This is a genomic window from Streptomyces sp. NPDC059398, from assembly GCF_042751845.1.
In the GTDB taxonomy this organism is placed as follows: domain Bacteria; phylum Actinomycetota; class Actinomycetes; order Streptomycetales; family Streptomycetaceae; genus Streptomyces.
Map to the genome: position 1 here is coordinate 15,479 of NZ_JBHYWP010000036.1, position 22,837 is coordinate 38,315.

Annotated in this window: 23 protein-coding genes and 3 pseudogenes; 11 read left to right on the forward strand and 15 right to left on the reverse strand. The window is 68.1% G+C overall.

Annotated elements, in window-relative coordinates:
• Positions 1-643 precede the first annotated feature (643 nt).
• Positions 644-1,672 (forward strand): hypothetical protein, encoded by a 1,029-nt coding sequence (locus ACFXBC_RS15560; RefSeq protein WP_385023756.1) that lies wholly within the window; start codon positions 644-646, stop codon positions 1,670-1,672.
• Positions 1,673-1,688: 16 nt separating this feature from the next.
• On the opposite strand, the gene ACFXBC_RS15565 is transcribed toward ACFXBC_RS15560, so the two are convergent.
• Positions 1,689-2,144, reverse strand: coding sequence for a hypothetical protein (locus ACFXBC_RS15565; RefSeq protein WP_385023758.1), 456 nt, complete (start codon positions 2,142-2,144; stop codon positions 1,689-1,691).
• A 449-nt stretch (positions 2,145-2,593) separates the two neighbouring features.
• Here ACFXBC_RS15565 and ACFXBC_RS15570 point away from each other — a divergent pair.
• Positions 2,594-2,925, forward strand: a pseudogene (locus tag ACFXBC_RS15570) (transposase); the annotation flags it as partial.
• Positions 2,926-3,014: 89 nt separating this feature from the next.
• Here ACFXBC_RS15570 and ACFXBC_RS15575 read toward each other — a convergent pair.
• Positions 3,015-3,179 carry a hypothetical protein gene (locus ACFXBC_RS15575; protein WP_385023760.1) on the reverse strand — a complete coding sequence of 55 codons (165 nt, stop codon included), beginning with the start codon at positions 3,177-3,179 and terminating at the stop codon, positions 3,015-3,017.
• Positions 3,176-3,586: a hypothetical protein gene (locus ACFXBC_RS15580; RefSeq protein WP_385023762.1), complete on the reverse strand. Its 411-nt coding sequence runs from the start codon at positions 3,584-3,586 to the stop codon at positions 3,176-3,178. The genes ACFXBC_RS15575 and ACFXBC_RS15580 overlap by 4 nt, the downstream gene beginning before the upstream one ends.
• A gap of 162 nt (positions 3,587-3,748) precedes the next feature.
• Here ACFXBC_RS15580 and ACFXBC_RS15585 point away from each other — a divergent pair, with 162 nt between their 5' ends.
• The 3 genes from ACFXBC_RS15585 to ACFXBC_RS15595 are packed head-to-tail and all read left to right on the forward strand — an operon-like array spanning position 3,749 to position 4,957.
• On the forward strand, positions 3,749-4,702 hold the full coding sequence (locus ACFXBC_RS15585; RefSeq protein ID WP_385023764.1) for a Scr1 family TA system antitoxin-like transcriptional regulator: 954 nt from the start codon (positions 3,749-3,751) through the stop codon (positions 4,700-4,702).
• Positions 4,659-4,775, forward strand: a complete 117-nt coding sequence (locus ACFXBC_RS15590) for a DUF397 domain-containing protein (RefSeq protein WP_385023766.1) — start codon at positions 4,659-4,661, stop codon at positions 4,773-4,775. The genes ACFXBC_RS15585 and ACFXBC_RS15590 overlap by 44 nt, the downstream gene beginning before the upstream one ends.
• The gene (locus ACFXBC_RS15595) at positions 4,775-4,957 is read left to right on the forward strand and encodes a DUF397 domain-containing protein (protein ID WP_385023768.1); all 183 of its coding nucleotides are present in this window, start codon (positions 4,775-4,777) and stop codon (positions 4,955-4,957) included. Before ACFXBC_RS15590 ends, ACFXBC_RS15595 begins: the two co-directional genes overlap by 1 nt.
• Positions 4,958-4,960: 3 nt before the next feature.
• Here ACFXBC_RS15595 and ACFXBC_RS15600 read toward each other — a convergent pair whose 3' ends face one another.
• On the reverse strand, positions 4,961-6,376 hold the full coding sequence (locus ACFXBC_RS15600; protein WP_385023770.1) for a DHA2 family efflux MFS transporter permease subunit: 1,416 nt from the start codon (positions 6,374-6,376) through the stop codon (positions 4,961-4,963).
• 65 nt (positions 6,377-6,441) lie between these two features.
• On the opposite strand from ACFXBC_RS15600, the gene ACFXBC_RS15605 reads away from it, so the two are divergent.
• The gene (locus ACFXBC_RS15605) at positions 6,442-7,173 is read left to right on the forward strand and encodes an ArsR/SmtB family transcription factor (RefSeq protein ID WP_385023772.1); all 732 of its coding nucleotides are present in this window, start codon (positions 6,442-6,444) and stop codon (positions 7,171-7,173) included.
• A 39-nt stretch (positions 7,174-7,212) separates the two neighbouring features.
• On the opposite strand, the gene ACFXBC_RS15610 is transcribed toward ACFXBC_RS15605, so the two are convergent.
• From ACFXBC_RS15610 to ACFXBC_RS15625, 4 genes are all read right to left on the reverse strand, one after another.
• The gene (locus ACFXBC_RS15610) at positions 7,213-8,373 is read right to left on the reverse strand and encodes an acyl-CoA dehydrogenase family protein (RefSeq protein WP_385023774.1); all 1,161 of its coding nucleotides are present in this window, start codon (positions 8,371-8,373) and stop codon (positions 7,213-7,215) included.
• Positions 8,374-8,375: 2 nt separating this feature from the next.
• Positions 8,376-9,317 (reverse strand): hydroxymethylglutaryl-CoA lyase, encoded by a 942-nt coding sequence (locus ACFXBC_RS15615; protein WP_385023776.1) that lies wholly within the window; start codon positions 9,315-9,317, stop codon positions 8,376-8,378.
• Positions 9,314-11,404: a biotin carboxylase N-terminal domain-containing protein gene (locus ACFXBC_RS15620; RefSeq protein WP_385023778.1), complete on the reverse strand. Its 2,091-nt coding sequence runs from the start codon at positions 11,402-11,404 to the stop codon at positions 9,314-9,316. The genes ACFXBC_RS15615 and ACFXBC_RS15620 overlap by 4 nt, the downstream gene beginning before the upstream one ends.
• Before the next feature lie 92 nt (positions 11,405-11,496).
• Entirely contained in the window at positions 11,497-13,119 is a 1,623-nt protein-coding gene (locus ACFXBC_RS15625) for a carboxyl transferase domain-containing protein (protein ID WP_385023780.1), read from the reverse strand.
• 186 nt (positions 13,120-13,305) lie between these two features.
• On the opposite strand from ACFXBC_RS15625, the gene ACFXBC_RS15630 reads away from it, so the two are divergent.
• Both ACFXBC_RS15630 and ACFXBC_RS15635 read left to right on the forward strand, forming a co-directional pair.
• On the forward strand, positions 13,306-13,947 hold the full coding sequence (locus ACFXBC_RS15630) for a TetR/AcrR family transcriptional regulator (protein WP_385023782.1): 642 nt from the start codon (positions 13,306-13,308) through the stop codon (positions 13,945-13,947).
• A 137-nt stretch (positions 13,948-14,084) separates the two neighbouring features.
• A complete protein-coding gene (locus ACFXBC_RS15635; protein WP_385023784.1) occupies positions 14,085-14,867 on the forward strand; it encodes a phosphatase in 783 nt (260 codons plus the stop codon).
• 60 nt (positions 14,868-14,927) lie between these two features.
• Here ACFXBC_RS15635 and ACFXBC_RS15640 read toward each other — a convergent pair whose 3' ends face one another.
• Positions 14,928-15,449 (reverse strand): hypothetical protein, encoded by a 522-nt coding sequence (locus ACFXBC_RS15640; protein WP_385023786.1) that lies wholly within the window; start codon positions 15,447-15,449, stop codon positions 14,928-14,930.
• Between the two features lie 18 nt (positions 15,450-15,467).
• Here ACFXBC_RS15640 and ACFXBC_RS15645 point away from each other — a divergent pair.
• Both ACFXBC_RS15645 and ACFXBC_RS15650 read left to right on the forward strand, forming a co-directional pair.
• Positions 15,468-15,579 (forward strand): annotated as a pseudogene (locus ACFXBC_RS15645) (IS5/IS1182 family transposase); the annotation flags it as partial.
• Positions 15,576-15,836: a hypothetical protein gene (locus ACFXBC_RS15650; protein WP_385023788.1), complete on the forward strand. Its 261-nt coding sequence runs from the start codon at positions 15,576-15,578 to the stop codon at positions 15,834-15,836. The pseudogene ACFXBC_RS15645 and the gene ACFXBC_RS15650, both read left to right, overlap by 4 nt.
• A gap of 161 nt (positions 15,837-15,997) precedes the next feature.
• Here ACFXBC_RS15650 and ACFXBC_RS15655 read toward each other — a convergent pair whose 3' ends face one another.
• Positions 15,998-16,195 carry a hypothetical protein gene (locus ACFXBC_RS15655; protein ID WP_385023790.1) on the reverse strand — a complete coding sequence of 66 codons (198 nt, stop codon included), beginning with the start codon at positions 16,193-16,195 and terminating at the stop codon, positions 15,998-16,000.
• Between the two features lie 836 nt (positions 16,196-17,031).
• The gene (locus tag ACFXBC_RS15660) at positions 17,032-17,160 is read right to left on the reverse strand and encodes a hypothetical protein (protein ID WP_385023792.1); all 129 of its coding nucleotides are present in this window, start codon (positions 17,158-17,160) and stop codon (positions 17,032-17,034) included.
• 859 nt (positions 17,161-18,019) lie between these two features.
• On the opposite strand from ACFXBC_RS15660, the gene ACFXBC_RS15665 reads away from it, so the two are divergent.
• Entirely contained in the window at positions 18,020-18,646 is a 627-nt protein-coding gene (locus ACFXBC_RS15665; protein ID WP_385023794.1) for a hypothetical protein, read from the forward strand.
• Positions 18,647-18,737: 91 nt separating this feature from the next.
• Here ACFXBC_RS15665 and ACFXBC_RS15670 read toward each other — a convergent pair whose 3' ends face one another.
• The 4 genes and pseudogenes from ACFXBC_RS15670 to ACFXBC_RS15685 all read right to left on the reverse strand — a co-directional run bounded on the left by ACFXBC_RS15670 (position 18,738) and on the right by ACFXBC_RS15685 (position 22,787).
• Positions 18,738-19,610, reverse strand: coding sequence for an acyl-CoA thioesterase (locus tag ACFXBC_RS15670; RefSeq protein WP_385023796.1), 873 nt, complete (start codon positions 19,608-19,610; stop codon positions 18,738-18,740).
• Between the two features lie 82 nt (positions 19,611-19,692).
• Positions 19,693-20,850, reverse strand: a complete 1,158-nt coding sequence (locus tag ACFXBC_RS15675; RefSeq protein WP_385023798.1) for an acyl-CoA dehydrogenase family protein — start codon at positions 20,848-20,850, stop codon at positions 19,693-19,695.
• Positions 20,851-21,031: 181 nt separating this feature from the next.
• Positions 21,032-21,244, reverse strand: a pseudogene (locus tag ACFXBC_RS15680) (VapC toxin family PIN domain ribonuclease); the annotation flags it as partial.
• Positions 21,245-21,269: 25 nt separating this feature from the next.
• Complete coding sequence (locus tag ACFXBC_RS15685) at positions 21,270-22,787, reverse strand: PucR family transcriptional regulator (protein ID WP_385023800.1); 1,518 nt, start codon at positions 22,785-22,787, stop codon at positions 21,270-21,272.
• Positions 22,788-22,837: the final 50 nt, after the last annotated feature.

The following is a 22,837-nucleotide window of genomic DNA, read 5'->3' on the forward strand; positions in this document are numbered from 1 at the left end:
GTTGACGAGGCTGGTGGCGATAGCGGTGAAGTGACCATGTAGGACACGCTCCAACTAACTCCACTGGCCAGCAGGCTGTGGATCATATGCGCCAAGCGCCAAATGGAGACGCATTCCGCATCGCGGTGTCGTGCACCCCTGAACTGCAGCGGCCGCCCCTCGGTTGCCTTCCGTCACAACAGTAATTCTGGCCATTGCGTAGATATCTCCGCCGGGAACTTTCGTATGCTGATAGACCAATGGGGCCAAGTCACCCGGTCGAAGGACAAAAATGATCCCCGTTGCACAATCGAGGGCGCATAGATACGGCATCACAGTGCTGGCGCTGCTCGTACTGGCGTCAGTCGCCATGCCAACGTCTTGGGCGCGAGCCGACACAAGTAGAAGACCTGCCGTTCAAAACCGCGTGCTACCCCTGATGTCTCCAGCTCAGATACGGAAGCTGATGGCTGATCCAGCTCGTGTGAATGCCATACGCGAGCTGTCCGTGGGGCAGGGAGGGACGCTCCCGCGTGAGGTTGTCGGCCCCACCGCCGACTACGCTCAGCGGTCTACCCACGCAGCAGCCCAGTACGTGCCAGGTAAGCCTGTCATCCGGCCAACTGCCGTAGGAGCCATCAGCTACCCAGAACCTTCACACACTATGACGTGGAAGGAGTGCGCTGACGGACTCGGAACAACAAATGCCGTCTACATAAAATCGCGCTTTGCCGTCTGCTCTGGTGCGTCGTTCTTCCAGACATGGACTGTCAACGGGCGTCCCAGCGGGGAAAGCGCATTCAATATTCGGGTCGTCGGCACAATCCCGCTTAACAGCCGCACCATCACGTACACCTACTACTACACCGAGTTCCAGATGACAGGTACCACCGGAGCGCCGGCCATGGGTGTAACCACCTCAGGCACGATTCCCTTCATGTATCCGTCGACAGCCAAGTCCAAGCAAGCTGGCACCGCGCTACCCACTACCAAAACCTTCACCCAGCTCAAGACGGCAGGCACCTTCGCGCAGACACAGAACGCCGCTGCGGGCCAGGGCACTTCCGGCAGCACCGACGCGATCTTCGGCGTATATCAGCCCAAGGTGAACCTCACCCCTCCAGCCGGCTACACCATGGAGGGTGCTCGGGAGGGAAGCCCCTTCATGTTCGCTCCCCGCTGGGACAAGGCGTCCTACCTCAACTCTTCCACCACCGGCGCTGCAGTCTTCAGCCTCCTCACGCCTATGCGCTACAGCAAGGCAGCTGGAGCCCCTGAGCGCGCCGTCGCACTCCACATAGAGAAGGCATTCAAGACGCCGAACCTCACCAAGCCGCCCAGCTCCACCAAGAAGGTCCCTGGGAAGACAACCGACGCCCCACTTACGCGCCTATATACTGATACGAAACGCCGTGAAGCCAACCGCTCTGAAGCCATCAAGGCGTGCAAGAAGTACTTCGGAGCCGACTACCCCACCGGTGGTAACGACTGCGACGAATACCCCTTTGCAACTACGTACGAGGGGGCCGCAGGCGCTCTCTACGATCCACACCAACTCACAAACAACTTCAGCGTTATGCCGCTGAATGCTACGCAGAACCAGGCTGCTGGGATCCTCTTAGGCCAGTTCCTCACCAAGGTCCGCCTCATCGACGGCCCCGATGACGGGTTTCTCGTGCAGATCACACCCTGATGCTGCGGCCCAGCGATCATCGCGCAGGCCATAGCTGAACGAGGTATTTTTCCACTCCATGAGGCACGCCCTCCTGGGCGCGACGAGCCACTTCGTCGCGCCCAGCGGCGTACATGCGCGCGCTCCACACCAAAGGTTCGGCCGCCAAGTCAAGAATGTAGGGCATTGGGCCGCCCGCCACCGCCCAGACCCGCACCTTCCCAGACTGGTACGAGACCTCAAATTCGCTCGAAATATCCCAACCCAAGGACAACGTGGGGCAGTTGTCCCATACCTCGACAATCAAATCTGCCGTGTGCGTATGTCCCGCGCTCCGTACATCAATGCGCCCAGGTGAAGCAGAAACAAAATCAACCGACTCAAACCCTTCCGGCCACTGCACAGGAACGGCTGTATCGTCGGCATCCTGCAAACAGAACCCGTAGAAGTCGACCATAACTGGAACTTCATGACGGGTCAGGCGGTGCGCCATTTATGAACCTCCATATTCTCTGAATATAAAGTGCCCTGGCTCGCTGTAACTTCCCCATGCGAAAGGCGCCCCGGGCGACGAGAAGCCGTCATATCTGGTTCTCGGCAGCGCCCCCGGGCTCCGCTCCTGAGGGGGTCAACCCAACTGCGGAGCAAGGGCAATCAAGGGCATGGTGGGCAGGTGAGGCTGTCATGAGGTGACCGTAGCCGGTGTCGCGCTCCTCCAGCGCGGTCCACAAGTTTCGGGTTGCCTTCGTGGACCGCGTCGCCCGCCACCCACATGGCCTGGTGGTCGACAACCGGAAAGGGAGTGACTGACCTCGGGCTTTCTGCGACTGGGTGTCCGATACATGATCGGAAACGCGAAGAACGCTCCTGACCTGCAACGATAGGGCTTGTCTAGAGTCCAGGGCGTCGCATGTAAGAAGCACTCATCAGGTAAAGCAGCGTATCGGTTTCTATCCACATGTCCGCATCAAGGGCGGTGGCCGGTCGGTGGCTCCCGGGCCGGAGGAGCGCTGCTGGTCGAGACCGTCCGCAAGAGCGGCCGGGACACCGCGATATCGGCGGCGCTCTCGCCGTGGTGGCGTCTCCGGGCGTTGCATGATCCGGGCAGGATCCTGCTGAACGTGGCCCTGACGGTCGCACTGGGCGGGGACTGCCTCGCGGATGTCGGGATGCTGCCGGCCGTGTTCGGGCCGGTGGACTCCGATCCGACCGTCTCCCGGCTCATCGACAAGCTCGCCGCGGGCGGACCGAAAACTCTGACGGCGATCAGGGCGACGGACGGGCGACGGATGTCTCGGCCTGCTTCATCGTCCAGGCTGGCCTCTTGGTGAGGTCCCTTGGGGCCGCGGGTGGGGATAGCGGCTCAGGGCGCGGGTTGGCGGGCCGTCATCGCCACGGCGATCACGGCCAGCAGACCACCGACGCTGCCGACCATGAGCACCCCGCCCCAGAACGCACCGTCCGACGTCACTTTCCAGCCGTCCGTCCGCCGTGCGCGCCGATCCGGGCGGCGGGCGTGACGGCTCATGTGCGGTGCTCCTGCTCCTGGTGACGCCGGAGCAGCACACTGGAGTCGGTCTCCGCGCTGCCGTCGAACCGCGCGCGGGCGCGGTCACGTTGCCCGGCGAGATCCGCGCAGGTCTCGCAACCCGGTACGGGGAGCGGCGGGCGGCCCACGTCGAAACGGGGCAGGGCCGACGCGTCCCGGGTGCGGTCGTTGGCGGCCCGCACCCCGGCGCTGATCCGTTCCGCCGGGGTGGCCGGACGGATGTGCTCCGGGTCGGCCTGCCACACGGGTCCGCCGCCCAGGGGGCGCAGTGTCGCGTACGCCACGTTCTCCCGGAACTCCCCGACCCGCCCTGTCGCCGGGTCGTAGACGAGCGCCCCGCGCGCCGGAGGCGTCACCCCTGCCGCCTCGTCCGCCTGCCGTGCCATATGTCACTCCGTAGGCTATTTCTGCTGATTTGTTCGTTTGCGCTCGCGTGGCCTGGTCCGCCAACTACTGTGCGTAGGGAAAGCGTTGCCCGCTGGAGTGAGCGGACGCAATGCTGATCGCGTGCCACTGGGCAACTGTCACGAAGCGCGGAGGGGGACGGCGTGAATCGACGGAACGCGGCGGGGGGTACGGCCGCGACCACGGCGGCAGTCTTCGGTGAGGTGCTCAAACACTTCCGCGAGGCGGCGGGGCTCACGCAGGAGGGGCTGGCGCGCGAGATCCCGTGCGACCGTTCGCACGTGGCACGCGTGGAGGCGGGCACGCGGGTGCCGCAGCGGGATTTCGCGGAGAAGTGCGACCGGCGACTCAACACCGGCGGGGTGTTGTCCCGCATGTGGGAACGGATCGACTGGTACGCGGAGGTGGAGCATCCGGACTGGTTCCAGCGCAGGGCTGACATGGATGCCGAGCTGGTCTCGCTGCACGCCTACCAAACTCAGGTCATGCCGGGCCTGTTGCAGACCGAGGAGTACGCCAGGGCGCTGTATTGCCGTCGAGTCGCGGACACCGAGGAAGTCGAGAAGCTTGTGAAGGCACGAATGAGCAGGCAGGCGCGTTTCCTTGCTCCGGACGCGCCTTTGTACGTCGCCGCGCTCGATGAGAGCTGCCTACGTAACGTGATGGGAAATACAGCCGTCATGCGTGATCAATGCGCTCACCTCCTGGGAGTCGGACGGCACCCCACTATCCGCATCCAGATTGTTCCGGCCGGCGTGCCGGAACTCGGGCGGCCCGACACCTCCATGTCCTTGATCAGGCTTTCCGACGGGCACGAGTGGGTCTACTCGGAATCCCTGGACCGGGGCCATTTCACCGACGATCCGGCCGTCTTCGCGCGGCACAGGCAGACCTATGATGTGCTCAGGGCAGACATCTTGTCGGCTCAGGAGTCCGCTGCTCTGATCAGTGAAGTGATGGAAGGGTACGGGAGCCATGAACAGGCACGACCTCAGCGCGGCGACGTGGGTGAAGAGCAGCTACAGCGGCGCCAACGGCGGCGACTGCGTAGAGGTGGCCCCCGGATTCGCCCGCGTCGTCCCCGTCCGGGACAGTAAGCGCCCGGACGGCCCGGTCATGGTCTTCGAGCGGGCGGCCTGGGCGGTGTTCGTCTCAACATGGAGCGGCTGATGTGGGTCAAGAGCAGCTACAGCGACAACAACGGCGGCGACTGCGTAGAGGTGGCCCCCGGATTCCCCGGCGTCATCCCCGTCCGGGACAGTAAGAACCCGGACGGCCCGGCGCTGGTGCTTGGGCAGCGCGCCTGGGCCACGTTCGTATCAGGCGTCCAGTGCGGTGAGTTGAAGCACTGACCTTCACGTCTGTGTGCCCCGCCCATCGGCGGAGCCCCGTACGAACAGGGCGGCGACCACCGCGGCGGCCACGAAACCTGCTGCCCCCACCGACACCGCGGTGTGCAGGCCGCCCAGGAAATCTCCCGCGACCAGCGTGCCGAAGACCGCGACGCCGATGGCGCTGCCGAGCTGGCGTGCGGCGTTGAAGGCCGCGGCCGCAGCCCCGCCGCGGCTGTCGGGAACGGTCTCCATCACCGCCGCAGTGGAGGCCGGCATGGTGAACGCGGTGCCGAATCCCGCGGCAGCCATCGGGGCGACCAGCGCCGGGTACGACGTCTGCGGACCGGCGACAAGCCAGCCTGCCAGGCCCGCGGCTCCCGCCGTCAGACCCGCCACCATGGGCAGCCGCGGCCCGGTGCGTGCCGTGATCCGTCCCGCCACAGCGGAGGAGAGGGCGACGACCCCCACCAGCGGCAGCAGCGCGAACCCGGTGCGCAGGGCGCTGTAGTGATGCATCCGCTGGAAGTACAGCGGGGCGAGGAACAGCAGCCCGTAGAAACCGATGTTGAGCAGCACGCCGATGGCCACCGACGCGCTGAAGTCCCTGCTACGGAAGAGCGAGAGGGGCAGCATCGGCGCGATGGAACGCCGCTCCAGCAGGACGAAGGCCAGGCCGCCCGCGAGGGACGCCGCGAAGGCGCCGAGGACGACGGGGTGCGTCCAGTGCAGCGCCCCCGCCTCGATGAGCCCGCCGGTGAGGCAGGCCAGCCCCACGGCCATCGCGGCCTGCGCCAGTACGTCCAGTCCCGGCCGGGCGGCGGAGCGGGCGGTCCGGGTGTGCGTGGACGGTACGTACCGCACGGTCAGGGCGAGCGCGACCGCCCCGACGACGATGTTGACGAGGAAGATGGACCGCCAGCCGAACCCGGCGACGAGGACACCGCCGACGACAGGCCCGGCCCCCGCGGCGAGACCGGAGACCGCAGCCCAGACGCCGAAAGCTCGTGCGCGTGCGGCCTTGTCCGGATAGGCGGACTTCAGCAGCGCCAGCGAAGCCGGGACCATCAGCGCCGCTCCGATGCCCTGCACCAGCCGCGCAAGGATGAGCCCCGACGCGGTGGGAGCGGCGCCGCAGCCCGCGGAGGCGAGTGTGAAGACCAGCAGTCCGACCAGGACGACCGACCTGCCGCCGAGCTTGTCACCCAGCCCGCCGCAGAACAGCAGCAGCCCGGCGAACACCACGCTGTAGCCGTCCACCACCCACTGCAGCCCGGTCACCGAGGTGTGCAGGGCGGTGCCGATGACCGGTACGGCCACGGAGACCACCGTGACATCCAGGATGACCATGAAGTAGCCGAGGCAGATGGCCACGAGGGGCAGTGCCGCGTGCCGCGCTCTGCCCGCCGGCTCATCCGCCGGCCGATCGTTTGTCGCCATACGGCCAGTGTGGTGCCGGATCATTACGCCCATGGGCGAAACGTCCTCGACATACCCTGGACGACATGGACAAGGCCCGTACCGAAACAGATGTGGCGCATGTCGCGGCGGCGATCGGCGACCCCTCCCGGGCCAAGGTGCTGATGGCCCTCGCGAGTGGCGGCGCTCTTCCGGCCAGTGCGCTCGCAGCCGAGGCCGGGGTCAGCAATTCCACCATCAGCCGCCATCTCGCCAGGCTCCGCGAGGCCCGGCTGCTGACCGTCGAGCTGGACGGACGCCACCGCTACTACCGGCTGGCCACCACCGATGTCGCCCGTGCACTCGAACAACTCGCCCGCCTGGCACGCCCGTTGCCACCGAACTCGCTCAGCGCGGACACTCGGGCGAAGGCATTGCTGCGCGCCCGGCTCTGCTACGACCACCTGGCCGGACGCCTCGGAGTCGCCCTGATGGACGCCCTGCTGGAGCAGGCCGTTCTCACCGCCGATGAGACACAGCGCGGTGATGGTTCCACGGACGTCAGCTATCTGCTCACGCCCCGAGGCCGACGGGAACTCGGCATCGTCGGCGTCGACGTGGATGCCCTGCCCCGGCGGCGCGCCACGGTCCGCTACTGCGTCGACTGGTCCGAACAGCGCCACCACCTGGCAGGGGCACTCGGTGCCGCGATCACCGGCCGCCTGTTGGCGCTCGACTGGCTCCGCCGTGGAAAGTACCGCCGCGTCGTCCGTCTCACCGACACGGGCCGGGAGCGGCTGGAGACGGCGTTCGGTGTGCGGGTCGACCAGGTCGGGTGACCGGCCTCCCCGGCACACCGGCCGCACCACAGGACCCCGTCACGAGCCCGAGGGCAGCCCCAACTCCCGTGCGATCAGCATCCGCTGGACCTCGCTCGTGCCCTCGCCGATCTCCAGGATCTTGGAGTCGCGCCACATCCGGGCCACCGGGTACTCGTTCATGAAGCCGTACCCGCCGTGGATCTGGGTCGCCTCGCGGGCGTTGTCCACCGCCACCGTCGAGGAGTACAGCTTCGCCAGCGCCGCCTCCTTCTTGAACGGGTCGCCGCTCACCAGCCGCGAGGCCGCGTCGCGCCACGAGACGCGGGCCGTGTGGGCCTTCATCTCCATGTCCGCGATCTTGAACTGGATGGCCTGGTTGTCGCCGATCGGGCGGCCGAAGGCGTGGCGCTGCTTCGCGTACGCCACCGACTCGTCCACGCAGCCCTGCGCGAGGCCCGTCGCCAGGGCGGAGATCGCCACCCGGCCCTCGTCGAGGATGCGCAGGAACTGGGCGTAACCGCGGCCCTCCTCACCGAGCAGGTTCGCCGCGGGGACCCGTACGTCCGAGAAGGACAGCTCACGGGTGTCCGATGCGTTCCAGCCGACCTTGGAGTACGGGGCCGCCACCGTGAAACCGGGGGTGCCCGAGGGGACGATGATCGCGGAGATGCGCGGGCGGCCGTCCGGCTTGCGGCCGGTGACCGCGGTGACCGTGACCAGGCCCGTGATGTCCGTACCGGAGTTGGTGATGAAGCACTTGGAGCCGTTGATCACCCAGTCGTCTCCGTCGCGCACCGCCGTGGTGCGGGTGCCGCCCGCGTCCGAGCCGCACTCCGGCTCGGTCAGGCCGAAGGCGCCCAGGATCTCGCCCGAGCACATCCGGGGCAGCCACTCACGCTTCTGCTCGTCGGTGCCGAAGAGGAAGACCGGCATCGCGCCCAACGAGACGCCTGCCTCCAGGGTGATCGCCACCGACGAGTCGACGCGGGCCAGCTCCTCAAGGGCGATGCCCAGGGCGAGGTAGTCGCCGCCCATCCCGCCGTACTCCTCCGGGAACGGCAGCCCGAACAGGCCCATCCGGCCCATCTCGCGGACGATCTCGTACGGGAACTCGTGGCGCTCGTAGAAGTCGCCGATCTTGGGGGCGATCACATCGTGCGCGAACGCCTCGACCGTGCGGCGGAGTTCTTCGTGTTCGGTGCTGAGTCGGTGGTCCATCGTTACTGCTCCTGGTGGGAGAGGGCGCGTACGGTGCGGGACGGGCTGGGTCGGCCCAGTTGTCCGGCCATCCACACGCTGGTGGCGGTGAGGCGGCCGAGGTCGACACCGGTCTCGATGCCGAGTCCTTCGAGCATCCAGACGAGGTCTTCGGTGGCGAGATTGCCGGTGGCGGACTTCGCGTACGGGCAGCCGCCGAGGCCGCCCGCCGACGCGTCCACCGTGGTCACGCCGTACTGGAGCGCGGCCAGCGTGTTGGAGAGCGCCTGGCCGTAGGTGTCGTGGAAGTGCACGGCGAGCGCGTCGGTGCCGACGCCCGCCTCGTTGAGGCCGGTGAGCAGGGCCCGTACGTGGCCTGGTGTCGCCACTCCGATGGTGTCGCCGAGGCTCAGTTCGTCGCAGCCGAGGTCCCGCAGCCGCCGGGTGACCGCGACCACCCGGTCGACCGGGACCGGGCCCTCCCAGGGGTCGCCGAAGCACATCGAGAGATAGCCGCGCACCTGGAGCCCGGCGTCGCGGGCCTTCGCGACGACCGGTTCGAACATGGCGAGCGACTCGTCCACCGTGCGGTTCAGATTGGCCTTGGCGAAGGACTCGGTGGCGCTGCCGAAGACCGCGATCCGCCGGGCGCCCAGCTCCAGGGCGCGGTCCAGGCCCCGGCTGTTGGGCACCAGGACCGGCAGGTCCACCCCCGGGATGTCGTCGAGCTGTGGGAACAGCTGCCCGGCGTCGGCCAGTTGGGGCACCCACTTCGGGTGGACGAAGCTGGTGGCCTCGATGGTCGTCAGGCCCGCCGCCGCCAGGCGGTGGATGAACTCCGCCTTCACCTCGGTCGGTACGACCGTCTTCTCGTTCTGCAGCCCGTCGCGCGCACCGACCTCGTGGATACGGACCCGGGGCGGCAGCCCCTCCGCCGGTACGGGCATGGGCAGACCGTCGGTCATGACTCCTCCTGCGGGATTCCGGCCGGGGCGCCGGTCGGGTCGCCGGTCTGGTCGCCGACCGGGATGCTGCCCGGGAGGACATCGGCCGGGGCCGCGGTCGGGACGTCGGCGGGGGTCCCCGCCGGGACATCTGCCGGACTCGCGGCCGGGACGTCCAGGGCGTCGGCCGGTGTCACGACCACCAGCACCTGGTCCATCGCGACCGTCGTGCCGGGGGCGACGTCCAGCTCCGTGACGGTGCCCGCGTGCGGTGCGGTGATCAGGTGCTCCATCTTCATCGCCTCGACCACCAACAGGCCCTGACCGGCTACTACTTCGTCCCCGGTGGCGACCTTGACCAGGGTGACAGTGCCCGGCATCGGCGCGGTGAGCGAACCGGCCCCGCCCCGCCCGGCCGCCGCGTCCAGCGTGGTCTGTACGGGGTCGTGGTCCTGGACGTGCCAGGCGTCGCCGTCCCGGCCGAGCCAGTCCCCGGCGCGGTGGAAGGTGTGCACGGTCCCGTCGACCGTGACCGACACCGTGTCCGGCGTGACCCGGCCCGAGCCACCGGCCCGTACCGCCTCGTGCCCGGGGATCTGGAGCCACTGCGCCACCGGCAGCGGGTCGCCGCCCAGCCGCCAGCCGCTCGGCACCGAGAACGGGTCGGTCCAGCCGGAGGCGTCCGGCCCGGGGGCCAGCCGGGCGGCCCTTACCGCGGCCGCCGCCGTGTACACCTCGGGCGGCACGGTGTCCGGCACCAGACCGTCCGCCTCCCGCTCCACCAGACCGGTGTCCAGCTCGCCCGCCACCACCGCCGGATGGGCGAGCAGTCGCCGCAGGAAGCCCGCGTTGGTCGGGACGCCCAGCGTGACCGTGCCGGCCAGCGCCGCCCGCAGCCTGCGCAGCGCGGTGGGGCGGTCGGGGCCGTACGCGATGACCTTCGACAGCATCGGGTCGTAGCGGCTGCCGACCTCCACCCCTTCGCTGAGGCCCGAGTCGGTCCGTACGCCATGGCCCTGCGGCTCGCGCAGCGCCAGCACCGTGCCGCCGGACGGCAGGAAGCCGCGGGCCGGGTCCTCAGCGCAGAGCCGCGCCTCGATGGCGTGCCCGGTGAGCGTGATGTCCTTCTGCCCGTATGGCAGTTGCTCTCCGGCGGCGACCCGCAGCTGCCACTCCACCAGGTCGATACCGGTGATCAGCTCGGTCACCGGGTGCTCGACCTGGAGACGGGTGTTCATCTCCATGAAGTAGTACGAGGAGGGGTCGTTGCCGGGGACGATGAACTCCACCGTGCCCGCGCCCGTGTACCCGCAGCTGCGCGCGGCCTGGACCGCCGCCTCGCCCATCGCGGACCGGGTTGCCTCGTCCAGCAGGACCGACGGCGCCTCCTCGATGATCTTCTGGTGGCGGCGCTGGAGGGAGCACTCGCGCTCACCGAGGTGCACGACGTTCCCGTGGGCGTCCGCGAGTACCTGGATCTCGATGTGGCGCGGACGGTCGATCCACCGCTCCACCAGCAGGGTGTCGTCGCCGAACGAGGACCGGGCCTCGCGCCGGGCCGATGCGATCTCGTCGGCGAGCAGCGCCTCGTCGCGTACCAGGTGCATGCCCTTGCCGCCGCCGCCCGCCGACGGCTTCAGCAGCACCGGCATCCCGATCTCCCGTGCGGAAGCGGCCAGTTCGGCGTCCGAGAGGCCGCTGCCCGACGAGCCGGGGACCACCGGGACCCCTGCCGCCCGCACCGTCGCCTTGGCCCGGATCTTGTCGCCCATCAGGGAGATCGCGGAGGCGGGCGGCCCGATGAAGACCAGGCCCGCATCGGCGCACGCCTGCGCGAACTCCGCGTTCTCGGCAAGGAATCCGTACCCGGGATGGACCGCCTGCGCGCCGGAGCGCGCCGCCGCGTCCAGCAGCCGCTCCACCGAGAGATAGCTCTCGGCTGCGGGCGCCGGACCGAGCCGGACCGCGGTGTCCGCCTCCCGTACGTGCCGGGCGTCGGCGTCCGCGTCGCTGTAGACGGCGACCGAGCGGATGCCCAGCTCCCGCAGCGTACGGATGACGCGTACGGCGATCTCGCCCCGGTTGGCGATCAGAACGCTGTCGAACATGTCCACCCTCATCAGATCTGCCGTCGTCACCGCATTCGCCACCCTCGTCACGTCTGCCACACCCCTCGCATCCGCCACACGAGCCACACCCATCACATCCGGAAGACGCCGTAGCCGGGCGCCGTACGGTCCTTCTCGGCCAGCGGGGCGTTGGCGCAGGCGGTCAGCGCGAGGCCGACGACCTGGCGGGTCTCCAGCGGGTCGATCACCCCGTCGTCCCAGAGCCTGGCCGTGGCGTAGTAGGCGTTGCCCTGCTGCTCGTACTGGGCGCGGACCGGGGCCTTGAACGCCTCCTCGTCCTCGGCGCTCCAGTCGTCGCCCAGCTGGTCGCGCTTGACCGTGGCCAGGACGGAAGCGGCCTGCTCGCCGCCCATCACGGAGATCTTGGCGTTCGGCCACATCCACAGGAAGCGCGGCGAGTACGCCCGCCCGCACATCGAGTAGTTCCCCGCGCCGTACGACCCGCCGACGACCACCGTCAGCTTCGGCACCCGGGTGCAGGCCACCGCCGTCACCATCTTGGCGCCGTGCTTGGCGATGCCGCCCGCCTCGTAGTCACGGCCGACCATGAAGCCGGAGATGTTCTGCAGGAAGAGCAGCGGGATGCCGCGCTGGTCGCACAGCTCGATGAAGTGCGCGCCTTTCTGGGCGGACTCGGCGAAGAGGATGCCGTTGTTGGCCACGATGCCGACCGGATGGCCGTGGATCCGGGCGAAGCCGGTGATCAGCGTCGTACCGAATTCCGCCTTGAACTCGGCGAACCGGGAGCCGTCCGTGATCCGGGCGATCACCTCCCGTACGTCGTACGGCGTACGGGAGTCGACCGGCACCGCGCCGTACAGCCCGGCCGGGTCGACCGCCGGCTCCTCCACCGGCTCCACGGACCAGGGGAGCGGGGTGCGCTCGGGCAGGGTGGAGACGATGGTCCGGACGATGCGCAGCGCGTGCGCGTCGTCCTCGGCGAGGTGGTCGGTGACTCCCGAGGTCCGCGCGTGCACCTCGCCGCCGCCCAGTTCCTCGGCCGTGACGACCTCGCCGGTCGCGGCCTTCACCAGCGGCGGGCCGCCGAGGAAGATCGTGCCCTGGTTGCGGACGATCACCGCTTCGTCGCTCATCGCAGGGACGTACGCGCCGCCCGCGGTGCAGGAGCCGAGCACGGCGGCGATCTGCGGGATGCCCGCGCCCGACATCCGGGCCTGGTTGTAGAAGATCCGGCCGAAGTGGTCACGGTCGGGGAAGACCTCGTCCTGCATGGGCAGGAAGGCGCCGCCCGAGTCGACCAGGTAGACACAGGGCAGCCGGTTCTCCAGGGCCACCTCCTGGGCGCGCAGATGCTTCTTCACGGTCATCGGGTAGTACGTGCCGCCCTTGACCGTGGCGTCATTGGCGACCACGACCACCTCGCGGCCGCTCACCCGGCCGATACCGGCGATGACCCCGGCGGCGGGCGCCGATCCGCCGTACATGCCGTCGGCGGCCAGCGGTGCCAGTTCCAGGAAGGGCGAGCCGGGGTCGAGCAGGGTGTCCACACGGTCGCGCGGCAGCAGCTTCCCGCGCGCCACATGGCGGGCCCGCGACTTCTCGCCGCCGCCGAGGCGTGCGGTGGCCAGCCTGGTCCGCAGCTCGTCGGCGAGCGCTCCGTGCGCCGCCTCGTTGGCCTGCCAGGCCTCCGAAGCGGGATCGGCCGCGCTCGTCAGGACTGGTGCCTGCCGCATGGGTCGGGCCCCCTCTGCTCGCTCGTGTTCTCTTCTGGTTTCTCTTCTGGTGCTTCTCTGACCGAGTTCTCACCGATTGGGTTGATCGGTTCGGTCCGACCATCCCTACCCGGTCCGGGCGGTTAGTGATCGTTAACTCCTGCGGTCAGGTTAACGCTCGCTAACCCCGCTGTCTAGAATGGAGCCATGAGCAGCAGGACGGACGCCCCGACGCGGCGCGAGCAGATCCTCAAGGAGGCGGCGCGCCTCTTCGCCGAGCGCGGTTTCCACGGCGTGGGCGTCGACGAGATAGGGGCGGCGGTGGGCATCAGCGGCCCCGGCCTCTACCGCCACTTCGCGGGCAAGGACGCGATGCTCGCCGAGCTGCTCGTCGGGATCAGCGAGCGGCTGCTCGACGGCGGCCGGATGCGCGCCGGGCAGGCCGTGGGAGGCCCGGCGGCGGTGCTGGCCTCGCTGATCGACGGGCACATCGACTTCGCGCTTGACGACCGCCCGCTGATCACCGTCCACGACCGGGAGCTGGACCGGCTGCGCGACAGCGACCGCAAGGCGGTCCGCAGGCTTCAGCGGCAGTACGTCGAGCTGTGGGTGACCGTCGTACGCGAGCTGTACCCGCACACCCCGGAGCAGGAGGCCCGCGCGGCCGTGCACGCCGTCTTCGGCCTGCTGAACTCCACCCCGCACCTCGGCACCGGCGGCCTCCCCGGGCGTACCGCCACCGGGGTACTGCTGCGCCGCCTGGCCCACGGGGCTTTCGAGGCGCTGGATGACCAGGCACCGGAGCAAGTGGCGGGCGCGGCCCCGGACCGGACTCCGGCGGCGGGCTGACGTACGCGCCGGAGCGGGTGAGCGGGGCCGGCCGGCACTGTCCGTCGTCGTCGCCACGCCCCCGCCCGCCGCCGACACCGAGGTGTCGCCCCCGATACCGGACTGACGGGGAGAAGCCCTGACGGCACAATGGGCTCATGCCGATACCCAGCCGCGCCGAACTCGTCGACCACCTCGTCCGCACCCGCATCGCCGGGAACGTCGCCACGCCCCGGGAGAACAACCTCTCCCACTACCGCAAGCTCTCCAACGGCGACCGGCACTTCTGGCTGGGGCTCGAACTCGGTGACCGCTGGGCGGACGAGCAGGACGTACTCGCCGTCATGGCCGAGCGCTGCGGCGTCAACGACGACCCCGGCCACCGGCAGGGCCAGGACACCATCGACCCGGAGCTGACGGTCGACGCCCTGGACCGGATGGCCGCCCGACTGCGGAAGGCCGCCGAGGGCAACGAGAGCGTGCTGTTCGCCACCGGCCACCCGGGGGGCCTCCTCGACGTCCACCGGGCGACGGCCGACGCGCTACGTGCGGCGGGCTGCGAGATCGTACGGATCCCGGGCGGGCTCAGCGCCGACGAGGGCATGGTCTTCCAGTTCGCCGACGTGGCCATGCTGGAGCGCGGCGCGACCCTCTGGCACACCCACTCGCCCGAGCCGATGCGCGCCATCCTCGACGGCCTGGAGCGCGCCGGCCGACCGCTGCCCGACCTGGTCGTGGCCGACCACGGCTGGGCAGGCTGCGCGGGCCAGCGCGGCCTCGACTCGATCGGCTACGCGGACTGCAACGACCCGGCCCTGTTCCTGGCCGAGGCCGAGGGCACCCTCCAGGTCACGATCCCCCTGGACGACCACGTCATGGACCCGCGCTTCTACGACCCGATGACGGCGTATCTGCTCGATGCGGCGGGGCTGGGCGGCTGACTGGGGCGTGAGGGGCGGCGCTTGGTGCAGTCTGCCCGGTGGGCAGACGCGCCGTATTTCTCAATTCGAAGGCGGTGGTGTCCCCTGCGGCCAGATGCAGGGCGACGAGACACCGATCGACAACCATCCGTTGTCGCTGGGCTCAAGGGCGATAAGGAAGTCGTCCGGTTTGCTGCCGCCATGGATTTCTGGCCTGTCTGTACCGATCTCGGTGGTTGATGTGATCAGGTCGCCCTTCTTCTTCCACAGCCGGAGAATCTGCTGCCCGATACTCCGGTTGTCAGCCTTGCTGATCCCGCGCAGCCAATAACCACGTGAGACCACAAGGCGCTTCTCCGAACCCCCGTCGGTGGGGTCCAGGCACTGAGTATCGGCAGAGCCGGGCTGGTAGATTTCCAGCCTTGGCCTGGGTGTGAGCTCGTCGACGGTCTCACGGACAATTTGCTCCGCACGAGCAACAGCCTGCTTGTGCGTGATCGTCTCATGACTCTTCGGCCGAACTGTTTCGCTCCGGGAGCACCCCATGAGGGCGAGCGCGAGGAGCACCATCGTGGAGGCGATTCGTCGGGTTGTTCCCGCCATGAGTGCACCGTGGACCGGCTCCACGACTTCAAACACCTCCGCATCCGCCGGGAGTTGCCGAGTCGACATCCACGAAGTCTCCCTCAAGCTCGCCTGCTGCCTGATCACCCACCGCCAGATCAACTCATGATGTTAGCCGTCGTAAGAATCATCGGTTCTGGTAGTGGCGAAAACGACGATCACGAGGCCACCCAAGAGGCCCGCGCCGGCGAAGAGCAGAGCCGCCTGGGCAAGGGTGCCATCGAGCAGCCCTACAGCCGTAGCTGTTACCCCGAGGACGGCAGTCGTCACGGCTGTGCCGACTATTGTGGTAAAGGCCCCCTTCTTACCCCTTCTGCGCATTTTGGTCTCCTCGACTATTTACCCGAAAAAGATGGAGTCAACTGACCCTGACCTAAGCAGTGAGCGCGTCCGGCACGGCTCATCAACACCTACAGAGACAGCGGGACCTACAGAGACAGCGGGTGGGTCATTTTTTAATGCTCTCGGCAGATCCAAAATATTTCTCGGGAGCTACGGATACCGAGCTGTCGCAGCAGTAAATTGTCTCACAAACGGTCACTTTGGTTTGTTCGCTTGATGTACGAATAAATCAAAAATCCCGCAGATGCCAGCATGAAAATTCCCAGCCCTATAAACATCCCTCCGCGTGACCCTCCTCCTGCCCAACCTTCGAGAATCGAACCAAATCCTATCGCCAGTATGATCAGGATGAAAATTATGTAGTTTCTCTCTGGTGCTTTCATTGTTTGCGTCCTTCCAAGGTGCCTCGGTAAGGGTGTCTACCGGTGTCGGGCCTTTATCGGCTCGGCACCGGTAGACCGGAGTTTCATTTCTCCCGTAGGGGTGGCCCGCCATGAGCCGACAAGAGGGAGAGTTCGGAACCTCTAAAATCCTAATCGGCTGACTACCCCTGGAAGATTGTGTTGGATTCAGCCGTAGGTATAAACCTGGGCTGAATTCTCACTCTCGGCGCCCGGACTTATCTGGAGTCAGGGGCCGCTCAGTGCGGTCCTCGACGTTTCTTGGATCGATATAGCAAGAAAATTACACCAGCGCATACGAGCAGAACAAGAAATATCAGTGGTGCCAGAGTGAGCAAGAGATGTCCGAAACCATCAGGATCGGCGGATGAGAGGTTCATTCTCTTCTCTTTCGCTATTCATGATTTACACTTGCTGCGAGTTCCTGTGGTTTGCAGACCATGTGACCCGCCGTAACTTAAATGCCTGATTCTTGCAGCCGAAAACACAGATTTCTGCTGAGAGTTCCCAGGTTTTTGTGCCCGTAGGGTTGGTGTTGTTGATAAGCTTGTCGTCAGCGTAAGCGTTTCGGTTTCCGTTGCCTGGGGCAGATAGGTGCCGCCGACAAAAAAGTAGGAGTTCTGTGGCCCGGTAATTCCGCCTTTTTCAGTGCGGCAGTTACTTAAGGCATCGATCGCAAAGTGGGGAACTAATACAGGAATCCAGTCACGTAAAGGATTCTCCAGTATTGCGCTAGTCGACCCGATGGTCAAGAATTCTGTTTGATTCGAAGATTCGAATAATATTGAGGAGGAGGGTTGCCCAGCCTCCCCCTCGGGTTAGCTGCGCCTCTTGATGTACGCCACAGCGATGATGATCGCGAAGAAGACGAATATCCCGATCGCTGCATACGGGGTCCAGGAAGGGCCGTCGGGGCGGTCGCTCTGGGCCAGCAGCAGTGCTCGCATTATTTTCCTTCCGGCTCGAATTCAGAAGGTGCACTTAGCGCTTGCGGAGCACTTGCCGGAATCTCCTCCAGTTCCGATGCTTTCCGAACCGTCGGTTGCGACAGCGAGTTCGGCTGGGCTGAGGCCGTCCCCACATGTGACGACGCGCCCCCTGGCACGTCGTCACATGCTCATCACAGATAACTCACGGAAGCTAACGTTCCGTCAATACTGGCTGCGAGTAACTGATCTAACTGAGCGTTAATGAAGGAGTTTGATACATGGAACCTTCGATAGCTGCCTCAGATCCGCATGGGCCCTTGTAAATGCCTGTTGCTGTACGGCAATTATTGTCATGTGAAAGCTTCTGGCGCTTGTGTGATTCATGCCACGTGCATAGTTCCCCGAAGGGCGGTAACACCCCTCCAGATCTGCTCAGAACCTCCACGAGACGCAAAGAAGTCGTATGACCACCACGTTCATCGTCCTCGGGGCCTGGGTCGTGCTCTCGGTCCCTCTCGGGCTGCTCCTCGCCCACCACACGCACCGCAGACCCCAGGCGCCTCCACCGGAGCCTGACTCATCCGGCTTCCCCGACGAGCCAGCCCTATCACTGGGACACAACTTGGGTTCCCCGTAGTGGCCCTGATGCGGCATCGAGCCGTGCTTGCGGGATCTACGAGCGCACCTGCGATGAAGACCGGTTACGGACCGCTCCGCGTGTGCCTCCGCAAACACCGACGCTGTAGCGTTTGGCGCAGCCGTTCGCCCCCCGCCCGGCTTGTACTCACCGATGGGCAACCAGCCGGGCGCAACACCGTGTGAGGAGCAGAGAGTCATGACACGACCCATGACACGACCAGAGTCCGGTAAGAGGGGGATGGGCTACGCAGCCGCGGCCGCGTTGCTGGCGGCGGTGCCGCTCGTGGCGGCGTGTTCGGGCGGTTCGCATTCCTCCTCCGCCTCGCACAGCGACAGTCCTTCCCCGTCGGGAAGCCCGACGGACAGCTCTGGCGGCTCGGCGGGTGGCGGTGCCGGTGCCGGTGCGCAGAAGGGCAGCCAGTCCACCGTGTCCTCCGCCGTCGGTGCCTGGGTCGGCGCGATCATCGAGAAGGACGCGAAGCAGGCGTGTCTGCTCTCCGCGGCGCCCGGTAGCGATTCGGCGCCGAAGGCTACGACTCCCCAGATGTGCGACGCGGCGACGTTGAAGAAGATGGCCCCCGGTCTGAACGCCATGAGCAAGGCGTTCACACCGCAGAACGCCTCCGGCAAGCCGACCGTGAAGGTCGACGCGCCCACGCCCAAGGCCGACAAGGCCGTCGTTCCTACGGCCAAGATCACCGTCGACGGGAAGTCCTTGCGGGCCAGCATCCTGGCCCGCTCGCACAACGTGGACCCGAAGTCCTTCACGGCCAAGGTGATGGCCGACCGGATCGACGGGAAGTGGTACGTCGGGGACTTCGACGTGCACTCCGGAAACCAGACACTGCGGCCCGAAGGGCAGTAGCCGACCCGACCGGGTGCCTGGCGCCTGCTGATCCGCCCCGGGTGCCCTGACGGCTGCCGACCCGCCCCCGGGGCCCAGGGTCTCCGGGCCCTCACCTCGGGACCCGGATCACGCCCTCCTGGATCACCGTGACCGCCAACTGCCCGTCCTGGGTGTAGATCCGGGCCTGTCCGAGGCCGCGGCCACCGGACGACGACGGGGACTCCTGGTCGTACAGCAGCCACTCGTCGGCCCGGAACGGGCGGTGGAACCACATCGCGTGGTCCAGGCTGGCGCCTACCACGTCGCCGACCGCCCAGCCGCCCCGGCCGTGCGCCAGCAGCACCGAGTCGAGCAGCGTCATGTCGGAGACGTACGTCGCGAGGCAGACATGCAGCAGCGGGTCGTCCGCCAGCTTGCCGTTCGTGCGGAACCAGACCTGCGAGCGCGGCTCGCGCGGGGTGCCGACGCTGCCGAACGGCGGGGCGTCCACGTACCGCAGATCGACCGCGGCGCGCGCCTCGATCAGCCGGTCCACGACCCCCGGCTCCAGGAAGCGGTCCGCGTACCGGGGCAGCATCTCGGCCGCCGTGGGCAGCGTCTCGGGGGCGGGCGCGGCCGGCATGGCCAGCTGGTGGTCGAGCCCCTCCTCGTACGTCTGGAACGATGCCGAGAGGTGGAAGATCGGCTGCCCGTGCTGGACGGCGACCACCCGGCGCGTGGTGAAGGAGCGGCCGTCGCGGATGCGGTCGACCGTGTACACGATCGGTGCGCCCGGGTCGCCGGGGCGCAGGAAGTACGCGTGCAGCGAGTGCGCGGTCCTGTCGTCGGGCACGGTGCGCCCGGCGGCGACCAGGGCCTGGGCGGCGACCTGGCCGCCGAAGACGCGCGGCACGACGGCGGAGCGGCTCAGACCGCGGAAGATGTCCTGCTCGATCCGCTCCAGGTCGAGCAGATCGAGCAGGGACTCAAGTGCCTGGTTCATGGGGCCATTTCTACAAGTTCTACAAGCTCTGCACCTTCTACAAGGTGTTCTCTGCCGCTTGTCGCCGGCTGTCCCGGCCGGTCTAGAGGCCCATGTTCTTCGCGATGATCATCTTCATGACCTCGCTGGTGCCACCGTAGATCCGGTTGACCCGGTTGTCGGCGTAGAGGCGGGCGATCGGGTACTCGTTCATGTAGCCGTAACCGCCGTGCAGCTGGAGGCACTTGTCGATCACGCGGTGTGCGACCTCGGTGGTGAAGAGCTTCGCGGAAGCGGCCTCGGCCGCCGACAGCTCGCCCTGGTCGTGCGCCTCCAGGGCGCGGTCGCAGACCGCTTCGGCCGCGTCCACCTCGGCCTTGCAGGCGGCCAGCTCGAACTTGGTGTTCTGGAAGGAGGCGACGGTCTTGCCGAAGACCGTGCGGTCCTGGACGTACTCCTGCGCGAACCGGACGGCCGCGGCGGCCTGCGCGTACGCGCCGACGGCGATGCCGAGACGCTCCTGCGGCAGGTTCTGGCCGAGGTAGGAGAAGCCCTTGTTCTCCTCGCCGAGCAGATCGCCGACCGGGACCTTCACGTCGGTGAAGGAGAGCTCGGCGGTGTCGGAGGTCTTCAGGCCGAGCTTGTCCAGCTTGCGGCCGACCGCGTACCCCTCGGACTTGGTGTCGACGACGAGCAGGGATATGCCGTACCTGCGGTCCTCCGGGGTCGGGGCGGCCGTGCGCGCGCAGACGATCACGCGGTCGGCGTGCACACCGCCGGTGATGAAGGTCTTGGCGCCGTTGAGCACGTAGTGCGTGCCGTCGTCCGAGAGCTTGGCTGTGGTCTTCATCCCGGCCAGGTCGGAACCGGTGCCCGGCTCGGTCATGGCGATGGCGTACATCGAAGCGCCGCTGACGAAGTCGGGCAGCCAGCGCTTCTTCTGCTCCTCGGTGGCGTACGCCTTCAGATACGGCAGACAGAGCGCGACGTGCACACCGGAACCGCCGAAGGAGACACCGGCGCGTGCGCACTCCTCGGAGATGATCGCCTGGAACTTGAAGGACTCCTCGCCCGCACCGCCGAACTCCTCGGGCACCTCGATGCCGAAGATCCCCAGCTCACCGAGCTTGTAGTAGAACTCGCGCGGCGCCTGGCCGGCCGCCAGCCACTCGTCGTACACGGGCACGACCTCGGCCTCGATGAAGGCCCGGATGGTGTCCCGGAACGCCTCGTGGTCCTCGTTGTAAACGGTACGGCGCACGGAAGGCTCCTCTGCGGTTCTGGCGTGGCCCCGGGGTCTGGTCGGCCCGGTCGGCCGCTCCTGCTAAGCGCTTGCTCAGTCGAAGTTACCGGGAGGTCACCGGGGCTGTCCAGGGTGAGACCGAGCACGCTGCGGGGCGGGCGTCCGGTGCGGTAGGCCCGTGTGCGCCGCGTCGGGGACCGTCGGGCAGCAGCCGGAACGCCTGGTGGCCGGTCAGCGGCCTCACGGCCCTGAAGTCCCGGCGGTCCAGGGTCAGGACGCAATCGGTCTCGTACGCCTCGGCGAGTACGACGTTCACCGCGTCGGCGAGATCCAGCACCAATGCGCTGTGGCGGTTCTGGACTCCTCGCGCCTTGCGCAAGGTCTCGGCGGTCACCTCGGGGATGGGCACACGCAGGGTGCGGGTGTTCTTCGTACCCTCACCCCCGCCGCAGCGCGAACCACAGCTCCGTCCGTACGTCCATGTCGTCCAGGTCCGAGCCGAGCAGGGCGGCGCAGCGGCCGATGCGCTGGCGGACCGTGTTGCGGTGGATGGAGAGCGCCACCGCCGTACGGTCCCAACTGCCGTGCAGGGAGAGCCAGGTGCGCAGTGTGCCGAGCAGCGCGGCGGGCGGCGGGTCGCCCAGCGGCGCGAGGAGGGCGCGGGCGTGGGCCGCCGCCTCGGCCGGGTCGATGAGGGCGGCCAGGCCCGTGGCGTCGTGCCGGGACAGCGGGGTGCGGGTTGCCTCCGCGTGGCGCAGGGCCCGTTCGGCCTGGGCGTCGGCCGCCGGGAGGTCCCGCAGCGCGGCCGGGGCGCTCACCCCGAGGGTCCAGCCGGGGTGGCGGGCGATCTCGCGGTCGGCGGGCAGCAGGATCCGTACGGTGTCGGACGACGTGTCCACCAGCGGGCTGCCCAGGGCGGGCGGGGCCCCCGCGCCGTGGGCGTGCACCACCCTCCAGGGGCCGTCGCCCAGCAGCGGCGCCAGACCGGCGGGCGCGGCGCCGAGCAGCAGCCGTACCAGGGCGGATGAGCGTGCCGCCTCGTCGGCGCCCTGCCGGGGGGCGGTGAGCAGCGAGAGCAGGACGACGGCGACTCCGGCGATGGTGTGGTCACCCGGTTCGCGTGACGGGGTGGCCACGCCGAGCACCAGGCCCTCGCCGCCTGCCACGGCATACGCGGCGAGATGCGTGGAGCCGACGGTGTCGGTGGCGGACGCGGGGGCGGGGCGGGAGGCGCCGGGACCCTTCCCCGGTGTGTCCCGGCCGGCGGTGGGTCCCGCTCCTGGTGTGTCCCGGCCGGCGGTGGGTCCCGCTCCCGGTGTGCCCCGGCGTACGACCCGGGCCAGCGCCGTCAGTGCGCCGTCCACCTCCCGGTCCGGCGTGCGCCCCGCCGACTGGAGCGCCGTGCCGTCCGGGGCGAGCAGTGCGGCACGGCCGCCCAGCCGGGTGGCCAGCTGGCGCAGCACCGCGGGCACCGGGTCCGGGCGGGCCGCCGCCGCTGCCAGACCCTGCTGGGCCTGGGTCACCCGGCGCAGCTCATGGTGGCGTGCCTCCGCCATCAGGCCCCACACCGCGCGGGCCACCGCCGTGAAGGGCGTCCTGGTCGGGACCTCAAGCAGCGGCAGACCATGGCGGTCGCACGCGTCGGCCAGTGCCTGCGGCACCGTGTCGTAGACCGGCGCCAGGCCGAAGCCGAGTGCGGCGCCGCCTGCCGCGACGACGCGTGCCGCGTACCGGTCGGGGTCGTCGGCGAGCTGCACCCCGGCGGTCAGCAGCAGCTCACCGCCGAGCAGATACGGATAGGGGTCGGCCATCTCACTGGTGTGCACCCAGCGCACCGCGGTCCCGCTGCCCTCCCCGGCCGGCGGGCCCGCGACCTGGCGCAGCCCGAGGTCGCGGCGGGCCAGCAGGTCCGCCAGCTGGACGGGCGAGGTCGGTGGAGCGGCCGGATCCGGCATGGATGATCCATCCATCGGCGCAACAGGTCAGTGGAGGGAACGTACACTTC

What these genes read in the sequence shown, in the direction of transcription:
- ACFXBC_RS15560 (WP_385023756.1), top strand. Translation starts at nt 644, where the DNA reads ATGACGTGGAAGGAGTGCGCTGACGGACTCGGAACAACAAATGCCGTC.
- ACFXBC_RS15565 (WP_385023758.1), bottom strand. Translation starts at nt 2,144, where the DNA reads ATGGCGCACCGCCTGACCCGTCATGAAGTTCCAGTTATGGTCGACTTC.
- ACFXBC_RS15575 (WP_385023760.1), bottom strand. Translation starts at nt 3,179, where the DNA reads ATGAGCCGTCACGCCCGCCGCCCGGATCGGCGCGCACGGCGGACGGAC.
- ACFXBC_RS15580 (WP_385023762.1), bottom strand. Translation starts at nt 3,586, where the DNA reads ATGGCACGGCAGGCGGACGAGGCGGCAGGGGTGACGCCTCCGGCGCGC.
- ACFXBC_RS15595 (WP_385023768.1), top strand. Translation starts at nt 4,775, where the DNA reads ATGTGGGTCAAGAGCAGCTACAGCGACAACAACGGCGGCGACTGCGTA.
- ACFXBC_RS15600 (WP_385023770.1), bottom strand. Translation starts at nt 6,376, where the DNA reads ATGGCGACAAACGATCGGCCGGCGGATGAGCCGGCGGGCAGAGCGCGG.
- ACFXBC_RS15605 (WP_385023772.1), top strand. Translation starts at nt 6,442, where the DNA reads ATGGACAAGGCCCGTACCGAAACAGATGTGGCGCATGTCGCGGCGGCG.
- ACFXBC_RS15610 (WP_385023774.1), bottom strand. Translation starts at nt 8,373, where the DNA reads ATGGACCACCGACTCAGCACCGAACACGAAGAACTCCGCCGCACGGTC.
- ACFXBC_RS15615 (WP_385023776.1), bottom strand. Translation starts at nt 9,317, where the DNA reads ATGACCGACGGTCTGCCCATGCCCGTACCGGCGGAGGGGCTGCCGCCC.
- ACFXBC_RS15620 (WP_385023778.1), bottom strand. Translation starts at nt 11,404, where the DNA reads ATGTTCGACAGCGTTCTGATCGCCAACCGGGGCGAGATCGCCGTACGC.
- ACFXBC_RS15625 (WP_385023780.1), bottom strand. Translation starts at nt 13,119, where the DNA reads ATGCGGCAGGCACCAGTCCTGACGAGCGCGGCCGATCCCGCTTCGGAG.
- ACFXBC_RS15630 (WP_385023782.1), top strand. Translation starts at nt 13,306, where the DNA reads ATGAGCAGCAGGACGGACGCCCCGACGCGGCGCGAGCAGATCCTCAAG.
- ACFXBC_RS15635 (WP_385023784.1), top strand. Translation starts at nt 14,085, where the DNA reads ATGCCGATACCCAGCCGCGCCGAACTCGTCGACCACCTCGTCCGCACC.
- ACFXBC_RS15640 (WP_385023786.1), bottom strand. Translation starts at nt 15,449, where the DNA reads ATGGCGGGAACAACCCGACGAATCGCCTCCACGATGGTGCTCCTCGCG.
- ACFXBC_RS15650 (WP_385023788.1), top strand. Translation starts at nt 15,576, where the DNA reads ATGATGTTAGCCGTCGTAAGAATCATCGGTTCTGGTAGTGGCGAAAAC.
- ACFXBC_RS15655 (WP_385023790.1), bottom strand. Translation starts at nt 16,195, where the DNA reads ATGAAAGCACCAGAGAGAAACTACATAATTTTCATCCTGATCATACTG.
- ACFXBC_RS15660 (WP_385023792.1), bottom strand. Translation starts at nt 17,160, where the DNA reads ATGCGAGCACTGCTGCTGGCCCAGAGCGACCGCCCCGACGGCCCTTCC.
- ACFXBC_RS15665 (WP_385023794.1), top strand. Translation starts at nt 18,020, where the DNA reads ATGGGCTACGCAGCCGCGGCCGCGTTGCTGGCGGCGGTGCCGCTCGTG.
- ACFXBC_RS15670 (WP_385023796.1), bottom strand. Translation starts at nt 19,610, where the DNA reads ATGAACCAGGCACTTGAGTCCCTGCTCGATCTGCTCGACCTGGAGCGG.
- ACFXBC_RS15685 (WP_385023800.1), bottom strand. Translation starts at nt 22,787, where the DNA reads ATGCCGGATCCGGCCGCTCCACCGACCTCGCCCGTCCAGCTGGCGGAC.